This is a genomic window from Caldisericota bacterium (genome assembly GCA_034717215.1).
GTDB lineage: Bacteria > Caldisericota > Caldisericia > Caldisericales > Caldisericaceae > UBA646.
In genome coordinates this window covers 1-16,749 of the sequence record JAYELD010000184.1, presented here as the reverse complement: position 1 = coordinate 16,749, position 16,749 = coordinate 1, and the positions used below count along the sequence as shown (strand labels likewise).

At 36.7% G+C, this 16,749-nt stretch carries 19 protein-coding genes; 1 reads left to right on the top strand and 18 read right to left on the bottom strand.

All coding sequences use genetic code 11. The annotated features are described in order from the left end of the window. Nucleotides 1-25: 25 nt before the first annotated feature. From fabG to U9Q18_07510, 18 genes are all read right to left on the bottom strand, one after another. The gene (fabG, locus tag U9Q18_07595) at nt 26-781 is read right to left on the bottom strand and encodes a 3-oxoacyl-[acyl-carrier-protein] reductase (protein MEA3314222.1); all 756 of its coding nucleotides are present in this window, start codon (nt 779-781) and stop codon (nt 26-28) included. Further along, nucleotides 774-1,673 (bottom strand): ACP S-malonyltransferase, encoded by a 900-nt coding sequence (gene fabD / locus U9Q18_07590; GenBank protein ID MEA3314221.1) that lies wholly within the window; start codon nt 1,671-1,673, stop codon nt 774-776. The genes fabG and fabD overlap by 8 nt, the downstream gene beginning before the upstream one ends. Then, entirely contained in the window at nt 1,670-2,653 is a 984-nt protein-coding gene (locus U9Q18_07585; protein MEA3314220.1) for a beta-ketoacyl-ACP synthase III, read from the bottom strand. The genes fabD and U9Q18_07585 overlap by 4 nt, the downstream gene beginning before the upstream one ends. 1 nt (nt 2,654) lies before the next feature. After that, nucleotides 2,655-3,146 carry a 3-hydroxyacyl-ACP dehydratase FabZ gene (gene fabZ, locus U9Q18_07580; GenBank protein MEA3314219.1) on the bottom strand — a complete coding sequence of 164 codons (492 nt, stop codon included), beginning with the start codon at nt 3,144-3,146 and terminating at the stop codon, nt 2,655-2,657. After that, nucleotides 3,121-4,581, bottom strand: coding sequence for a S1 RNA-binding domain-containing protein (locus U9Q18_07575; GenBank protein MEA3314218.1), 1,461 nt, complete (start codon nt 4,579-4,581; stop codon nt 3,121-3,123). The genes fabZ and U9Q18_07575 overlap by 26 nt, the downstream gene beginning before the upstream one ends. A 69-nt stretch (nt 4,582-4,650) precedes the next feature. Continuing rightward, nucleotides 4,651-5,562, bottom strand: coding sequence for a phosphate acyltransferase (locus U9Q18_07570; protein MEA3314217.1), 912 nt, complete (start codon nt 5,560-5,562; stop codon nt 4,651-4,653). Nucleotides 5,563-5,575: 13 nt separating this feature from the next. Further along, complete coding sequence (locus U9Q18_07565) at nt 5,576-6,478, bottom strand: phosphate acyltransferase (GenBank protein ID MEA3314216.1); 903 nt, start codon at nt 6,476-6,478, stop codon at nt 5,576-5,578. A 10-nt stretch (nt 6,479-6,488) separates the two neighbouring features. Beyond that, nucleotides 6,489-7,547, bottom strand: a complete 1,059-nt coding sequence (gene buk, locus U9Q18_07560; protein MEA3314215.1) for a butyrate kinase — start codon at nt 7,545-7,547, stop codon at nt 6,489-6,491. Further along, nucleotides 7,544-9,250: a DNA repair protein RecN gene (gene recN / locus U9Q18_07555; GenBank protein MEA3314214.1), complete on the bottom strand. Its 1,707-nt coding sequence runs from the start codon at nt 9,248-9,250 to the stop codon at nt 7,544-7,546. Before recN ends, buk begins: the two co-directional genes overlap by 4 nt. Continuing rightward, entirely contained in the window at nt 9,251-10,060 is an 810-nt protein-coding gene (locus U9Q18_07550) for an NAD(+)/NADH kinase (GenBank protein ID MEA3314213.1), read from the bottom strand. Continuing rightward, nucleotides 10,057-10,851, bottom strand: a complete 795-nt coding sequence (locus tag U9Q18_07545) for a TlyA family RNA methyltransferase (protein MEA3314212.1) — start codon at nt 10,849-10,851, stop codon at nt 10,057-10,059. Before U9Q18_07545 ends, U9Q18_07550 begins: the two co-directional genes overlap by 4 nt. Then, entirely contained in the window at nt 10,829-12,661 is a 1,833-nt protein-coding gene (gene dxs / locus U9Q18_07540; protein MEA3314211.1) for a 1-deoxy-D-xylulose-5-phosphate synthase, read from the bottom strand. Before dxs ends, U9Q18_07545 begins: the two co-directional genes overlap by 23 nt. Then, complete coding sequence (locus U9Q18_07535) at nt 12,661-13,551, bottom strand: farnesyl diphosphate synthase (GenBank protein ID MEA3314210.1); 891 nt, start codon at nt 13,549-13,551, stop codon at nt 12,661-12,663. Before U9Q18_07535 ends, dxs begins: the two co-directional genes overlap by 1 nt. Before the next feature lie 9 nt (nt 13,552-13,560). After that, a complete protein-coding gene (locus U9Q18_07530; protein MEA3314209.1) occupies nt 13,561-13,836 on the bottom strand; it encodes an acylphosphatase in 276 nt (91 codons plus the stop codon). Next, entirely contained in the window at nt 13,817-14,230 is a 414-nt protein-coding gene (nusB, locus tag U9Q18_07525; GenBank protein MEA3314208.1) for a transcription antitermination factor NusB, read from the bottom strand. The genes U9Q18_07530 and nusB overlap by 20 nt, the downstream gene beginning before the upstream one ends. Continuing rightward, entirely contained in the window at nt 14,214-14,549 is a 336-nt protein-coding gene (locus U9Q18_07520; GenBank protein ID MEA3314207.1) for an Asp23/Gls24 family envelope stress response protein, read from the bottom strand. Before U9Q18_07520 ends, nusB begins: the two co-directional genes overlap by 17 nt. Beyond that, nucleotides 14,546-15,109 carry an elongation factor P gene (efp, locus tag U9Q18_07515; protein MEA3314206.1) on the bottom strand — a complete coding sequence of 188 codons (564 nt, stop codon included), beginning with the start codon at nt 15,107-15,109 and terminating at the stop codon, nt 14,546-14,548. Before efp ends, U9Q18_07520 begins: the two co-directional genes overlap by 4 nt. A gap of 150 nt (nt 15,110-15,259) precedes the next feature. Next, nucleotides 15,260-15,898, bottom strand: coding sequence for a glycerol-3-phosphate acyltransferase (locus U9Q18_07510; GenBank protein ID MEA3314205.1), 639 nt, complete (start codon nt 15,896-15,898; stop codon nt 15,260-15,262). Between the two features lie 194 nt (nt 15,899-16,092). Here U9Q18_07510 and U9Q18_07505 point away from each other — a divergent pair, with 194 nt between their 5' ends. Further along, nucleotides 16,093-16,641 (top strand): hypothetical protein, encoded by a 549-nt coding sequence (locus U9Q18_07505; GenBank protein ID MEA3314204.1) that lies wholly within the window; start codon nt 16,093-16,095, stop codon nt 16,639-16,641. Nucleotides 16,642-16,749 lie beyond the last annotated feature (108 nt).

Sequence of the window (16,749 nt, the reverse complement as noted above, 5' to 3'; positions counted from 1 at the left end):
CTCCGGTATATTAATTTACCTATTATTAACCTAAAGATAATCCTCCATCTACAACAATTACGGTTCCAGTTAGATAAGAGGCAAGAGGAGAAACAAGAAATGCTACAACATTTGCAATATCCTCGGGAGTTCCAACTCTTCGCCGCAAAACTCTTTTTAGAAATTCCCCTCTCACACGATCCGGTAGCTTCTTCGTCATATCCGTCTCGATAAAACCAGGGGCAATGGCATTAGCAGTAATATTTCTTGATGCATATTCTATTGCGGTGGTCTTGGTTAAACCTATTATTCCAGCTTTCGAAGCAACATAGTTCGCCTGTCCCACATTTCCTGTAATACCTACAATAGAAGAAATATTAATAATGCGTCCAAATTTATTCTGTATCATATATTTAGTGGCATACTTGGTCATAAGAAATGTACCTTTAAGGTTTGTCTCAATTACCTTGTCCCAGTCTTCTGAAGTCATTCGTAACATTAATGTATCTCTGTTGATACCTGCATTGTTCACAAGAATATCAATACGGCCAAACTCATTATTCACATTTTCCAGAGTCCTTACCACATCTTCTTCGTGCGATACATCACATTTTAAAGCAAGGCTCCTTTTCCCTTTCTTTTTTACCTCATCCTTCACTCTCAATGCAGCTTCACTGCTATGAGCGTAAATAATAGCTACATCTGCCCCACAATCTGCAAGTGCAAGCGTAATACCCCTACCTATTCCTCGAGAACCACCAGTAACAATTGCCGTTAATCCTGTTAAATCAATATTAAACATTCAGCAACACCTCCACAGTTTCTATTTTGCTACCAGGCAATGTCCTCCCTATTAATCCTTTTAATACATTCTTGGGTCCTACTTCAATAAATTTTTCCACACCCATTTCTGACATCGTACTCACCGAGTCCGTCCAAAGAACTGGCGATGTAAGCTGCTTTTTTAAATTTTCTTTTATCTCCTCCACTGTGCTTACGACTTTTCCTGTAGCATTTTGCACAACAGGAATAGCAGGTTTATTAAATTGCACAGAATCGATAAATTTACTCATTTCAGGTACTACAGGTTCCATCAAGGGAGAGTGAAAAGGTGCTGAAACATTCAAAACTTTTACTATTTTTGCACCATTCTCCTTTGCTACAACTTTAGCCTTTTCAATTGCATTATCAGCGCCAGAAAGAACTACTTGCCCTGGAGAATTAAAATTTGCTGCCACAAGCACACCTTTATCGGATGATTCCTCTAATACTTTTTTTAATTTTTCGTCTGGCAATCCTATTACAGCAAGCATTTTGCCTGGAGCTTTTTCAGATGCTTTTTTCATAAGAAGCCCTCTTTCTCTCACAAGAAATAGGGCGTCCTCAAACGAAAGCACTTCAGCAGAAAAAAGTGCAGAGAATTCACCTAAGCTGTGTCCTGCTACAACTCCTGGCAAAATATTTCTTTCTTTAAGTAGTGTATCATATATTGCAGATACCGTCAGCAAGGCAGGTTGAGCAATATCAGTTGAAGTAAGCTTCTCTATGGGTCCGTTATTGCATAAACGCTCCAAATCAAATCCCAGAAAATCCGAAGCTTTTACAAATAACTCTTTTTTCACAGAAGAAACTGGTACTTTACTCGCCATTCCAACATACTGGGAACCTTGTCCCGAAAAGACAAAACTTATCATTTTGACCACTCCAAAACAAATCCACCTGACGTCATCCCGGCTCCAAATGACACCATAAGCAGTTTATCTCCAGCTTTTATTTTACCTTCTCTATATATCTCATCCAGTGCAATTGGAACCGTTGCAGCTGAAGAATTGCCGTACTTATCAAGAGTAACAACCACTCTTTCTTCAGGTATTCCAATTCTCTTTATTCCTGCTTCAATGATTCTTAAATTTGCCTGATGAGGAATAAACCATCTAATGTCATCCACAGTAAGACCTGCTTCCTTTATGGCATCAAGAGAAACCTTTCCAATTTCTCTAACAGCAAATTTAAATACTTCACGGCCGTTCATCCGTGTGTATTGAAGTCTTTTATCTAATACTTCTTGACTAAGTGGTAGACGAGAACCTCCCGCAGGAAGGATAATATGCTCTGCAAGGCTTCCATCAGCATAAAGCACTGAAGAAAGCAGTCCACCTTTATCTACATTACCTAAAACAGTAGCGCCAGCGCCATCACCAAACAAAACATAAGTATCCCTATCTTTTTCATCCATTAATCTTGTAATTGCTTCTACGCCAATAGCCAGCACATGTTTATACATCCCGGTCTCAATAAATTGTGCTCCAACAATAGACGCATAAACCCATCCTGTACAACCAGCTTGAAGATCAAAAGCAGCAGCATTTTTGGCCCCTATCTTGTCCTGTACAAGACAAGCCGTTGCAGGATAAAGCGTATCAGGAGAATTCGTCCCTACAATAATTAAATCTATCTCTTCCTTAGATATGCCAGCATCTTTTATTGCTCGTTCTGCTGCTTTAGCAGCAAGATCACTAGCTGCCTGATCCGGAGAAACGAATCTCCTTTCTTTGATACCAGTTCTTAACCTTATCCATTCATCAGATGTATCTAAAATTTTCTCTAAATCAAAATTTGTAACTTTTTTCACTGGAAGATAACTTCCCACACCAAGTATTCCTACTTTGCTCATATTATTCTTTTCTCCTCCTTTTTAATGTCTCTTTACTTTCATGAAAAAATGCCGATATAATACCTTCAGCAATAAGTTTTCCGTTTACAAAAGCCTTCCCTTCACATTTTGCGATACCATGTCGAAAAGCAAGAAGCTTTGCTTTCATTATCACAGTGTCTCCAGGATGCACTGTTCCCTTAAATTTAAAATTTTCTATCCCCGCAAATACCCCGAATAACTTTTCATTGCCGGGCAGTGTAAATATCATAAAAGCCGATGTTTGTGCAATTGCCTCTACCATCAGCACACCCGGCAAAATAGGAAGACCTGGGAAATGCCCCTTAAAAAAAAATTCGTCTTCGCGTAGTTTTCTTTTTCCTATGACACTTTTCCCGGGCACAACTTCAGTAATTTCGTCAACAAAAAGAAAAGGATCCCTATGAGGAAGAAATTGCTTAATTCTACTATTATCCAACTTTGTTTCACTAAATTGTATTTTCTTTCTCTCCATCATCATCCTCGAGTGCTGCTTTTCTGCTCAATCGCATTTTTCTCTTTTCCTTATCAATGCTAAGCACTTTTATTTTTATCTGCTCCCCCAGCTTCACAATATCTTCAACCTTATTAACGCGCGTTTTATCTAATTGAGAAATATGAATAAGTCCTGTAATACCTTCCGCAAGCTCTACAACTGCACCGAATGGATGAATGCGTATTACAGTGCCTTCAGCAATACTGCCTTCGGGAAATTTTTCTTCGACAACATCCCATGGATAAGGTTTTGTTTGCCTTAAACTTAAAGCTACTTTGCCTGTATCAAGGTTTATGCTCAAAATTTTCACTTTAACCTCTTTACCTAACCTAACGACTTCCTTGGGTGGTTTTCTTCTGCCCCAGGTTAATTCATTTAATCGAACAAACCCATCAATTCCATGTCCTATATCAACGAAAATGCCAAAATCTTTTATGGTTCTCACTATACCGCTTATAACTTCTCCTTTTTTAAGGTTTACGAGTGCCTCTTTTTTCTCTTTTTCTCTCTCTTTTCTGAGCACTTCTTTACATGACACAATTATACGCCTAATAGTGGGGTTTATTTCAAGTATTTTAGCTTCCATCTCTTTGCCAACAAATGTTTCAAGATTTTCACCTCTCTTCAATCCTACATGTGACTGAGGAAGAAATCCTACAATACCAGATACATCTACTAACAGTCCTCCCTTAATCGCTTTAACTACTTTTATTTTGATACTTTTATTTTCGGTAAAAGCATTGCTTAATTCATCCCATTCACCTACATAATCTGCCCTTTTCTTCGAAAGAATAACGCCACCCTTAGCATCACGCGTCTTTATTACATAAACATTAATTTTATCGCCTACCTTTACAACTTCTTCGGGTGAAGTAATCGGCTCAGCAGAAAGTCCTTTCATCGGAATGAAATAATCAACTTTACCGCCTGCGTTTACCATCACACCAGTTGGCTCAATCTTAACAACAGTGGCAGAAATAGTATCTCCTCTCTTAAAAACTGTAGGGACATAATCTTTAGAGATTGTATTCATAGAATCTATTTTTTCCTCCCTTTTTTCTACTTCGGGCGGAATAATTTCTTCAGTTGATTCATGTTTTAATTCCTTTTCATTTGTTTCGGCAGAACTTGGTTCTGTTTCTTTAGAAACAGCTTCTTCAACTGCCTCGTGCTGTAATTCTTCTTCGCCTGTTTCGGCAGAACTTGGTTCTGTTTCTTTAGAAACAGCTTCTTCAACTGCCTCGTGCTGTAATTCTTCTTTCTTTGTTTCGGCAGAACTTGGTTCTGTTTCTTTAGAAACAGCTTCTTCAATTTTCCTACGCGGTAATTTCTCTTCGCCTGATTTTGTAAGAATTGACTCTACATCTTCAGGATTTACTTCATCATAAAACCCTTTTTTACCATTTTCACCCATTTTTACACCCCTTATATCCTTTTTTCAACATTTAAACTATTTTTTATTATATCATATTTTGTCAAATATTTATTTTTCTGAAATAAACGCAGCTAATGCTAAAGAATAAAATTTAGCTTCTTCGCTATCACCGCGGGAAGTAAGAACAGCTGGTGCAGTTGCACCAGCCACAACAGCGGCAATCTTAGCATTTCCTAATTTTGTAGTAGCTTTATAAAATGCATTCCCGGTCTCAATATTAGGGAAAATCAAAATATCAACATCTCCTGCAACTTCAGATTTCACTTTTTTAATTAATGCCGCTTCTTTAGAAACAGCAAGATCCAGTGCAAGCGGTCCATCAACCACACAGCCGCTAATTTGCCCTCTTTCGTTCATTTTAGAAAGCAATGCACCATCTATAGTTGCCTGCATCTTCAAATTTACAGTCTCCACTGCTGCAATTACAGCAACTTTTGGTACGGCTATTCCAAATTTGCGAACAATGTTTACATTGTAGTTAATCATTTGTACCTTCATTTTAAGATCGGGAAATGGTATTACAGCAACATCTGAAACAACAAGTAATTTAGGATAAGTAGAAATTTCTATAACAGTGGTATGAGAAAGAATATTCCCCGGAGGGAGAAGTCCTTCCTCTTTATCTAAAATACCTCTCATATAGTTTGCAGTTTGACAAAATCCTTTCATAAGCACATCTGCTCTTTTTTCTTTTATGGCTCTAACAGCCTGCCTGATTGCTTCCTTCTCGTCCGGTACATCAACAACCTCAAAAAGAGAAATATCAATACCGTTTTCGCTAGCAACTCTTTTAACCTCTTTTTTACTTGCAAAATTTATTGCATTAAACAGTCCTTCCCTTACTCCCTTTTCAACAGCTTGAAGGGTATGAACATCCTGTCCATAAGCAACTGATAAAACTCTTTTTTTTCTACTTTTTACAGCTTCTACAATCTCATCTAATCGTTTAATTTGTTCCATTATTAGCCTCCTATTATTCGTTTTTGCTCGCAATTGCAAGTGCTATTGAATTAAATTTAACATCACTTGTATCAGCTCGTGAGGGTATCATCACAGGTACTTTTGTTCCCACTATTATATGACCATTTTTAAAATTTGCATAATATGTAAGAGATTTTCCAAAAATATTTCCTGCAGCGATATTTGGCACTATTAAAATGTCTGCTATACCTGCTACAGCAGATTTAATTCCCTTTTTCTTTGCAGCATATTGTGAAATTGCATTATCAAGAGCCAATGGCCCATCTATCGTGCAACCTTTTATCTGCCCCCGTTTATTCATTTGAGAAATAAGAGCTGCAGCAATTGTTTCCTTCATATCGGGGTTTACTACTTCCACCGCAGCAAGCATAGCTACAAGCGGATTCTCTTTCCCTAATTCATGAGCAACCATAACAGCATTTTTAACAATAGAAATAAGCGTACTAATATCTGGCTCAATGTTTACGCCACCATCACTCATAAGTACAAGCTTCTGCCCTTCTTCCCGCTGATCCTCGAATACAAACACATCGCTTATAATGCTGCCGGTTCTTAATCCGTTTTCCTTGTCTAAAACTTCTTTTAGAAGTTTGGAAGTCTTTACCTGTCCTTTTAGAAGAACGCCTCCCTTCTTCACTCTCTGCACGGCAAAAGAACTTTTTTCTTCATCGGTAACTGCATGAATAATATCTTCGACAAAATCTCTATCAGAAAACTGAGATAACACATCCTCTATCTTCTCGCTATCCCCCACAAGTATGCCTTTGCCAAAACCATAGTCATAGCTTTCTTTTATCGCCTTTACTGCTTCAATATCCTCTCCTCCTGCTACAACAATGTTTTCTCTACCTTTTCCTTTAAGATGCGAAAATAATTCCTCAAAACTATTTATCATCAATACCTCCTTAGATATACTCTCGTTCTTTCTCTTCGCCTTTTAAAACTCTAAATGCAGCCATTGCAAGAGCACTCATCTCTTCCTCTCCAGGGTAAACAACAATTGGAGCAATCCAGTTTACTCTCTTGCTCACCTCAGCAATTAGCCCTTTGTTGTGTGAAAGCCCGCCAGTAAAGATTATTGCCTCAACATTCCCCCTCAAAACAGTTGCCATAGCGCCAATTTCTTTAGCAATTTGATAACACATTGCATCGACTATAAGCTTTGCGTACTTATCACCTGTTCTGATTTTTTTCATTACTTCAGGCATATTATTTACACCAAGGTAAGAAACAAGTCCACCTTTTTTTGTGAAGAGGCGAACAAGTTCATTTTTCTCATATTTACCAAAATATGACATCTTTATAACATCAATTGGTGGCAAACTTCCTACCCGTTCAGGCGAAAATGGCCCTCCTTCGTTTGCATTATTTACATCAACAATTTTTCCATTTTCTATAGGTGCAATGGATATTCCTCCTCCCAGGTGCGCAACTATAATATTCAAATCTTCGAATCGCTTACTGTTTTCTTCTGCATATCGAAATGCATTAGCTCTAATATTTAATGTATGTAATAATGAAATCCTATTTATCTCCTTTAATCCAGATATTCTTGCAATCTCTTCAAATTCATCAACAGAAACAGGATCCGCTATATACGCGGGGATACCGAGACCTGCCGCTATCTCGCTTGCAATAATGCCACCAAGATTAGAAGCATGTTTCACCTTCGACTGGATTAAATCGTTTATTAATCTATTATTTACACGATAAGTACCTGCCTCAATTGGCTTTAAAATACCACCCCTTCCAATAACAGCATCCAATTGATCCAAAAAAATATTATGCTTTTTTAAAACCTCCACAATCTTTTCTTTACGAAAATCCTTTTGTTCTTTAAGTGAACTAAACTGCGAAAGAATGTCTGGTGGATGATGAATAGATTCTATAAAAATAGGTTCTCTACCACTAAAAACAGCAGTTTTAGTTGATGTAGAACCGGGATTGATTACCAAAATTTTCATTGCCACCTGCCTATCAGCTCTTTAGCCTGACTTATTGTAGTTGTAGTAACATTTGTACCCGAAATCATCCGGGCAATCTCGTTAACTCTTTCGCATTCCGCAAGCTTTCTTGCCTTAAGAAATGTTTCACCATCTTCAACCGTTTTTTCCACCACAAAATGTTCTCCGGGAAGAGACGCAATTTGTGGAAGATGCGTTATACAGATTACCTGTCTATATTTAGCTATCTCACGTAATTTCTCCGCTATTTTTTCGCCTGTCTTTCCTCCTATCCCTGCATCTACTTCATCAAATATAAGCACAGGAATTTCATCTACTTCAGCAAGCACCTTCTTTATTGCAAGTGTCACCCTGGAAAGCTCTCCACCAGAAGCAATGGAAGCAAGAGGTTTAAACCCTTCGCCCGGATTTGGAGCAATGAGAAACTCAACAAGATCAATACCATCAGGAAAAAGTTTTACCATTTTGCCGTCTATTTCTATCCCGTTTTCATCTGCAACATTCTTAAATGACACTTTGAAATCAGCATTTTCCATGGCAAGGTCCTTTAATTCGTTTAGTACTTCTTTTTGAAATCTGCTTGCAGTCTTCCTTCGCCTTAAAGAAAGCTCTGAAACATCTATTTTTATTTTGGAAAGAAATTCTTCTTTTTGTTTACTCAACTCCTCAATTTTCTCTTCGAGTGAAGTAAAAGATTGTAACCGCTCTTCTAGTTCACTCAGGTAATTAATTAATTCAGGAACTGTTTTCTTATACTTCAATTTTAATGCAGATAACAAAGAAAGTCTCTCTTCAATAAAAGAAAGACGATCTGCATCAAAAACAATAGCCCCGTCATATCGCGCAAGGTCTCTATCGAGCTCCTTAAGTTGAACACTTATACTTTCTATCTGTTCATTGAGAGAAGAAAGGTCAGGATCAATAACAGAAGCACGTTTAAGATTTGCAGAAACCAATTCAGCAAGATCTAAAATACTACGATTTTCTTCACCCGATATAGAAGCTCTCGACTCGTCAATAAGATTTGCAAGTTCCTGCGCATTAGATAATATTTTTTCTTCTTTAATTAACTCTTCTTCCTCTTCTTCTTGTAATTCTGCTTTTTCAAGCTCTTCGACCTCAAAATTAATAAAATCTCGCTCTTCTTGATATTTTTTATCCTGTTCAATCAGATCGTTCAGATCTTTTAAAATTCTCCTGTAAGCAGCAATTTCTGAAATCACCTTTTCTTTTAAAGAGATAAGGGTTTCCCCGCCAAACCGATCAAGAGACAAAATATGTGTAGAGCTATTCAGTAAAGATTGCACCTCATGCTGTCCGTGCATATCAATAAGACTGGATCCCAATTCCATTAAGCTCTTTATTGGCATAGGATGACCGTTAATGACGCCCTTTGTCCTGTTTTTATCGATTACCCTGGAAAGTATTACTATAGGTTCTCCTTCAAAGAGAGAAAGTCTCTTTAGAACATCAACCCCTCTGGACGCACCGTCAAGCATAAAACTTACTTCAACCTGCGCTTTATTGCTTCCTGCTCGGATCAAATTGCTTGTTGCATACCCGCCGCAAGCTGCTGTAAGTGCTCTCATCAAGATTGTTTTACCTGCACCTGTTTCCCCGGAAATAATAACAAGATTACTGTCAAAAGACAACTCAACTTTTTTAGCTATTGCAAAATTTGTCAATAGAATACCAGCAAGCATCTATCCCCCCCATCCAAACTTCTTGTTCAATACATCAAAAAAGTTTTTCTTTTTCAAGTGTACAACACGAAGCTGACGATTGGCTTTTTCAAAGGTTACTCTGTCAAACATCTTTAGTTTGAGAGCTTCTTCGCCATCCCTTTGAAAAGAAATAGGTTCTTTTGAAAGAATTCTCAAAGAAAGATGGTCCTCTCCAGAAAAAATAACAGGCCTTGCTGAAAGCTTATGTGGTGCAATAAGCACAAGTTCATACACTGAAGCAGCTGGAGTGATAATAGGGGCTCCAAGAGAAAGGGCGTAAGCAGTAGAACCCGTAGGTGTTGCAATGACAATTCCATCACTTCTAAACTTTCCAGCCCACATCCCATTAACAAAAATTTCGGCGAACATCATTCTTTCCCGAATAGACCGTACCAAAACAAAATCATTGACAGCAAAAAATGTGTCTTCTTTTCCTCCCTCACCAAGCCTTAATCCCTTAAGAACGGTTCTTTTCTCAATGAAAAAATCTCCTTTTAATAATTCTTCAGCAGCATTAAAAACATCTCTTGCCTCGACATCCGTAAGAAAACCAAGATTACCCAAATTTATGCCGAGTACAGGCACATCCATTTCTATACCCAAATGTGCGGCCTTCAAGAAAGTACCGTCTCCGCCAAGGCTTACAATAACAGTATCTTTGTCGGGCTTAGCACTCCTTAACTCTTCGTTGAGAAATACTTTTATGTTTATTTTTCTAAAAAAATTAGCAAGTTTCTCAGCTGTTTCCTTAATTTCTACTCCATCAAGGTAAAAAATTCCTATTTTCATCTTGCCATCCTTTCCCATACTTCATCTATTATTTTATTAATATGGCGAAAATTCACAAGCTTTCCATGTTTTTTTATCAGAAAAAAAAATTCAATATTTCCCTTTCCACCTTTTACAGGAGAGAAAGTAGCATCTGCAACACAAAGTCCTATCCGTGAAATATCGTCAATAAGATTAAATAATATTTCTTTGTGTATCTCTTTATCCTTGACAATGCCTTTTTTCAGATATTCCCTCTTTCCTTCAAACTGAGGTTTAATCAGTGAAATGATGCTCGATTTTTCCTTCATCAAAGGAGTAAGAGCAGGAAGAATCTTTGCAATGGAAATAAATGATACATCCATAACAACTAAATCTAATAGCTCTGGAATTTCCTTTTGTGTTAAATATCTTGCATTAGTTCTTTCTAAAAGAATTACACGCTTATCATTACGCAAAGAATAATCAAATTGCCCATAACCAACATCTACGGCATATACTCGCTTTGCATCACGTTTAAGCAGGCAATCAGTAAATCCTCCGGTTGAGGCTCCAATATCTGAAGCAATCAAATCCTTTGGGTCAATGCCAAATTGGTCAAGTGCAAACTCTAATTTTAGCCCGCCTCTGCTCACATATTTTTTCCCTTCTTTAAGGGTAATTTGATCCTCATCCTTTACAAGGGTACCTGCTTTTTGCACAAGTTGACCATTCAACAAAATTTTTCCTTCAATAATAAATCGCCTTGCTTCTGATCTACTTTTAAATAAGCCTTTTCCAACCAACACCTCATCGATTCTTTTCTTTGACAAATTTTTCTCCAACCTTAATGATATGTTCTGCACTTAAACCATATTTGTTCATAAGAAACCTTCGTTCACCCTGCTCAGGAAAGAAATCTTCTATTCCCACAATGCTCACTTCTATCCCTTCTTTAGAAAGGAACTCGCTTATTGCAGAGCCAAAACCACCTTTTACAGAATTATCTTCAACGGTAATTACCTTTCTTGATTTTTTAGCTTCCTTCAAAATAAGTTTCTCATCTACCGGTTTCACAAAACGAGCATTAATAAGTCCTGTAGAAATACCCATTTTTTCTAACACCTCTCTTGCACGAAGTGCTTCATAAAACATCGTGCCAATAGATACAATGAGAAGATCCTCTCCTTTGTAAATAAGTTCTCCTTTACCCAATTTAATAGGTTTTACGGGTAATAATGTCTTGGGCGCATAATCTTTAGGATATCTGATAGAAGAAGGACAATTTAATTGCAAAGAAAAATGCAACATTGCCTTCAACTCTTCCCCATCACGCGGTGCCATTACGACAAAATTCGGAATGGTACGCATATAAGAAAGATCAAAAACACCCTGGTGAGTAGGTCCGTCAGAAGATACAATTCCTGCTCTATCCAGAGCAAATACGACAGGCAAATTTAAAATTCCAACGTCATGTACTAATTGATCATAAGCACGCTGCAAAAACGTCGAATAAATGGCAACAACAGGTTTCAATCCTTCTTTTGCCATCCCGGCAGCAGCAGTCACTGCACACTGCTCTGCAATACCTACATCTATAAATCTATCAGAAAATAAATCTTTTATTAAATTTGCTTTAGTCCCATCCGACATGGCAGCAGTAATAGCAAATATCCTTTTATCCTTTTTACTTTCTTTGACAAGTGCTTCTCCAAATAATTCTGAAAATGTCCTTTGAGAAGTTATATTCTTGCGAATTCCCGTTTTTACCTCAAAAGGAGAAGCGCTATGAAACTTTGTCGAATTCTCTTCGGCATAACTATACCCTTTACCTTTTTTTGTAACTACATGTACAACAATGGGATATGGAATATTTTTTGTCCCTTCAAATGTTTCAACAAGTTTTCGCACATCATGCCCATCAATAGGGCCAAGATAAGTAAAACCTAGCTCTTCAAAAAAAACAGTAGGTAAAAATAGATCTTTTATAGATAGTTTAATTTTTCTTCCCAATGAGGTTTTGGGTAATTTCATCTTAAGAGACTGATAAAAAGATGAGGAACGCATACGAGATAAATGTTCCGAAAGCGCCCCAACATTTTCGGATATAGACATTTCATTATCATTTAACACAATGATTACTTTTTTTCCCATTCTTCCAAGATTATTCAATCCTTCATATGCTTCACCTGCTGTAAAAGCACCATCACCAATAAGGGAGACGATTTCATAGTCTTCTTTTTTAAATTCTCTCGCTATGGCAAAACCAAGTGCTAGTGGTAGAGAAGTAGAAGAATGTCCGGCTATAAACGTATCAAATAAACTTTCTTCTGGATTTGTATAGCCGCTTATTCCTTTATACTGCCTTAGCGTAGAAAATTGATCTTTTCTCCCTGTGATGATTTTATGCGTATATGATTGATGACTTACATCAAAAACTAATTTATCTTTTGGAAAATCAAATACCTTATAAAGAGCAAGTGTAAGTTCTACCGTGCCAAGATTAGAAGAAAGATGCCCCCCTGTACGAGAAACAACCTTTAAAATAAATTCTCTTATCTCGCCAGAAAGTATATCCAGTTCTTTGCAAGAAAGCTTTTTAATGTCATCTGGCAAATTTATAGAATCAAGAATTTTACTCACTATTTAATTCTCTGAAGAGTATATTCAGCAATATCTGCTAAAATCTTATATTTCTCGCCAAAGGGCGTAAGAAAACTAATTCCTTTTTGTACAAATTCATTCGCCATTTTTGTAGCTTCCTCCACACCATACAGCGCAACAAATGTTGCTCTTTTATTTTTCTTATCCTGTCCTGCATCTTTTCCCAGCACTTCAGTCGAAGAGATTACATCCAAAACATCGTCTATGATTTGATAACTCACTCCAAATTCTAAGCTGAAATCGGTAAGAGCCTTAAGTTCTTCTTCACCTACTTCGCCAAGAATACCTGCCGTCCTTAATGCAAGCGAAATGAGAGAAGCTGTTTTCTTCTCCTCGATATAAAGTATTGTCTCTTTATCAATGCTGCCCATATTGCTTGACACTATATCCATCACCTGCCCACCGACTAATCCTCGTATGCCTGTTGCAACTCCAAATTCATGTATAACTGCTAAAAGAGCGCTTTCTCTAAATTTTTCCAGATGTAATCGGTTAGAAATAATCTCAAAAGCAAATGACAGAAGCGCATCACCAGCAAGAAGCGCCATATCACTACCATACACTTTATGAGTAGTTGACCTACCTCTACGCAAGTCGCTATTATCTACAATAGGAAGGTCATCGTGAATCAATGAGTATGTATGCACCATTTCAATAGCACATGCAAAAGGAATGATAGGCTTTTCTTCATCTTTGATGGCATTATAAGTGGAAAGCATAAGGATAGGTCTCAATCTTTTTCCACCTGGTATTAAACTATAAGACGCAGCAGCATATAACACAGAGCTACCTTTCAACGGTTCAACCATAGCAGCAATCGCTGAGTCAATAAATTCTCTTTTTTCTTTAAGATACTCTTCTAAATTCATAGCATCCTCCTAATATATTTTAAATGCTGAAAATTCTCCCAAAGGTTCAGAAAAACTATAATCCACATTTTTTACAAGGGAAAACGAATTACCTTTTCTTAATACATCAAGAAATTTAACAAGGTCTTTTTCTTCTCCCTCAGCCATTATGTGGACAGAACCATCGTGCAGATTCTCAGTATATCCAACAAGATTTAGTATATCTGCATTTCTTTTTACAAAATATCGAAAACCAACTCCTTGCACAAAACCAGACACCCGCGCCTCAAGTCTCTTTGGGCTCATTCTTTCTGCCTCTTAATATCTCACGGAGTATACCATTGACAAAATTAGAAGATTTATCCGCGCCGTACTTTTTTGCAATCTCAACAGCTTCATATACAACCACTCCTTCATCAACTTCATCGACATAATCTATCTCAAAAAGTGCAAGCCTCAAAATTTCTTTATCGGGCACAGATATTCTATCAAATTCCCAATTTTTCAAACTACCTTCTATAATTTTATCAATCACATCTAGATGCTTGAGTGCACCATTCACTAAGCGAAGAGAATACTCTAACACAACGGGCGGTTCATATTGAAACAAGGAAAACGCATCTGGAATGCTACTTCCTCCTCTGTCAACTGCAAAAAACACTTTGAATGCTATCTCGCGCGCTTTACTCCTGTTCTTCATACTTAATATCTTCAATAAAAACGACTATCGTAGATAATTTATATGGAGTCATGTTTTCAATCTGTGCTTTTACCTTATCCATAACCTCCTTTCCAACTTTTCTTAAATCTACTCCATACGCTACAGTAATAAATATGTTTACCTTTATCACATCTTTTTCTAAAACAAAATCAATGCCATGAGAATGTTTCTTGTCTTTATTAAGATAGGGAATATATTCCTCCATGCCTTTCCAGGAATCTAATACACCGTCCACGCTCAGCGTGGCATTAAGAATGATAGCTTCAATCGCTTCATCTGTAATAATAATTTTGCTCATTTATTCACCCTTTCGAGATACTCACCTGTTCGAGTATCCACCTTTATTAAGTCTCCCTCATTAACAAATAAGGGAACATTTAACTTATACCCCGACTCTAGAACAACTTGTCGCATTGCGGCAGTAGCTGTATCTCCTCTCACGCTAGGCTCAGCGTGAGTTACTTTAAGCTCAACAAATGTAGGGAGATCAACAGACACCAGTCTATCTTTATAAAATACTATCGTTAACTCTAAATTATCTTTAAGAAAGTTTGCAGCATCACCTACATTATCCGGGGAAATCGATACCTGATCGTATGTTTCAAGATCCATAAATACATAATTCTTCCCTTCTCTATAAAGATATTGCATTTTTTTCCTCTCAAGAAAAGCTTTTTTAAATTTTTCTTCTGGCCTAAACGTACTCTCTACAATGTTACCCGTATCCAAATTCTTAATCTTCACTCGAACAAAAGGAGAACCTTTCCCTGGTTTTATATGCTGGAAAGAAATAACCACATAAATCCCTCCGTCCATCTCAAATGTTACTCCCGTTCTTAAATCATTTGCCGGAATCACATAATCCTCCTCACAATCATTTAGTATCTCTTATAAATAATAGCAAAAAGTAGCATTTCGTCAACGAAAGAAAAAACTAGAAAAACAAACGACAGTAGATGAAAACTCAAAAAAGAATCATATCAATTAAAAATCAAACGGATTCTTTTATTAAATAGATTGTTCCTGGTTATAATCTATATTGTCTCGACTTAACAACTGTTTTACCTTATCAAATCTTCTTATTACAACAATTAAAACCGCTAAAAAGTAAAACATTTTAGTTAGATTAAGTATATTTGGAGCGAATATGCATAAAAGGAAGCATATGTAGACAATGGCTTCCCCTATCTCCAGGAGAGAAAAACTGCCAGTTCTCTTATTTTTTAGAAAATGAAGAGAATAGATAATTACAGCAGCAAAAAGCAATATCATAAGAGATTCTTTCGGTGCAAAAAACAATGCAACACCTGCTGTGGTAGAAATTCCACTACCTCCATTGAAATGATAAAAAACCGGATAATCATGACCCAAAATAGCAGCTGCACCAATAATAAGAAGAATGACACTTGGAGCACCAATCCTTCTTGCAAAAACAAGAGGGATAAAACCCTTTAAGCCATCTAAAATGCCAACTAAAACACCAAGCCTTTTATCGACATTGAAATAAACATTTGTTGCGCCCGGATTGTGGTCACCAAGATTTCTTATATCAATGTTAAGCTTCACAGAAGTAAATATTATGGCAAAGTTAACAGCACCAATTAAATAAGAAACAAGGATTAAAGCAATATATAGGCCACTATTCATTGCCTCTTCTCCAATCTAAAAAAACATTTGTCGTATATCATCCCTACACATAACTTCTCCCTCGTTGTTAATTTTACCTCATAATCTCACACTGTCAAATCTCAACATTTTATATACGAAAAATATATCAATTTCACAATTTCTTCACATTTACTTATTATAATAAGATCAATTAACAAATAGGAGGTTAATAAATGAAAAAGAAAATTAGTATCACTATTCTGATAGTTGTCGCAGTAGTGATGTTTGGAATGACAACCAATTTTAATTTGAATAGCGCTCTGGGTAACGATACAACAAATATTGCATATGGAAATTCAACAAATGAATTAGCGTCCATAAAACAAGCTGACAATAGTGAAGAATTTAGCACAGTCGCCTATAAAAGCGGTACATATGGGAGTGGAAAAGGAAAAAATTTAGAAGAAATCAGGGAAGAAAAAAGACCTCTGTACATCTGGAGTTTTATTTTCGCTCTTATTTGTTTTGCAGTACTAGAAATACTCAAGTATAAAAAGAAATTAACAAAACTCTTTGTGATGATGAGTATAGATGTATTCTTGCTTATTGCATTCTTGGTTTCTGGAGTAACAGGGGCTCTTCTTGTCTTTGAGAGAACTACCCTACCAACCGTTTTACACACAGAATTCTCGTTACTATTAGTTGCAGGAGTTCTAATGCATCTAATTGATCATCTCAGTTTCTACAAGATATTGTTCAGGAAACGCAAGGTAAACAAATAATTTTGTAATCGTAATCAGAATATTATAATAAGATGATGAAAAAAATATTAGTAGTAGATGACGAAAAGAATATAAGAGACCTTTTAAGTATCTACTTACAAAAAGCAG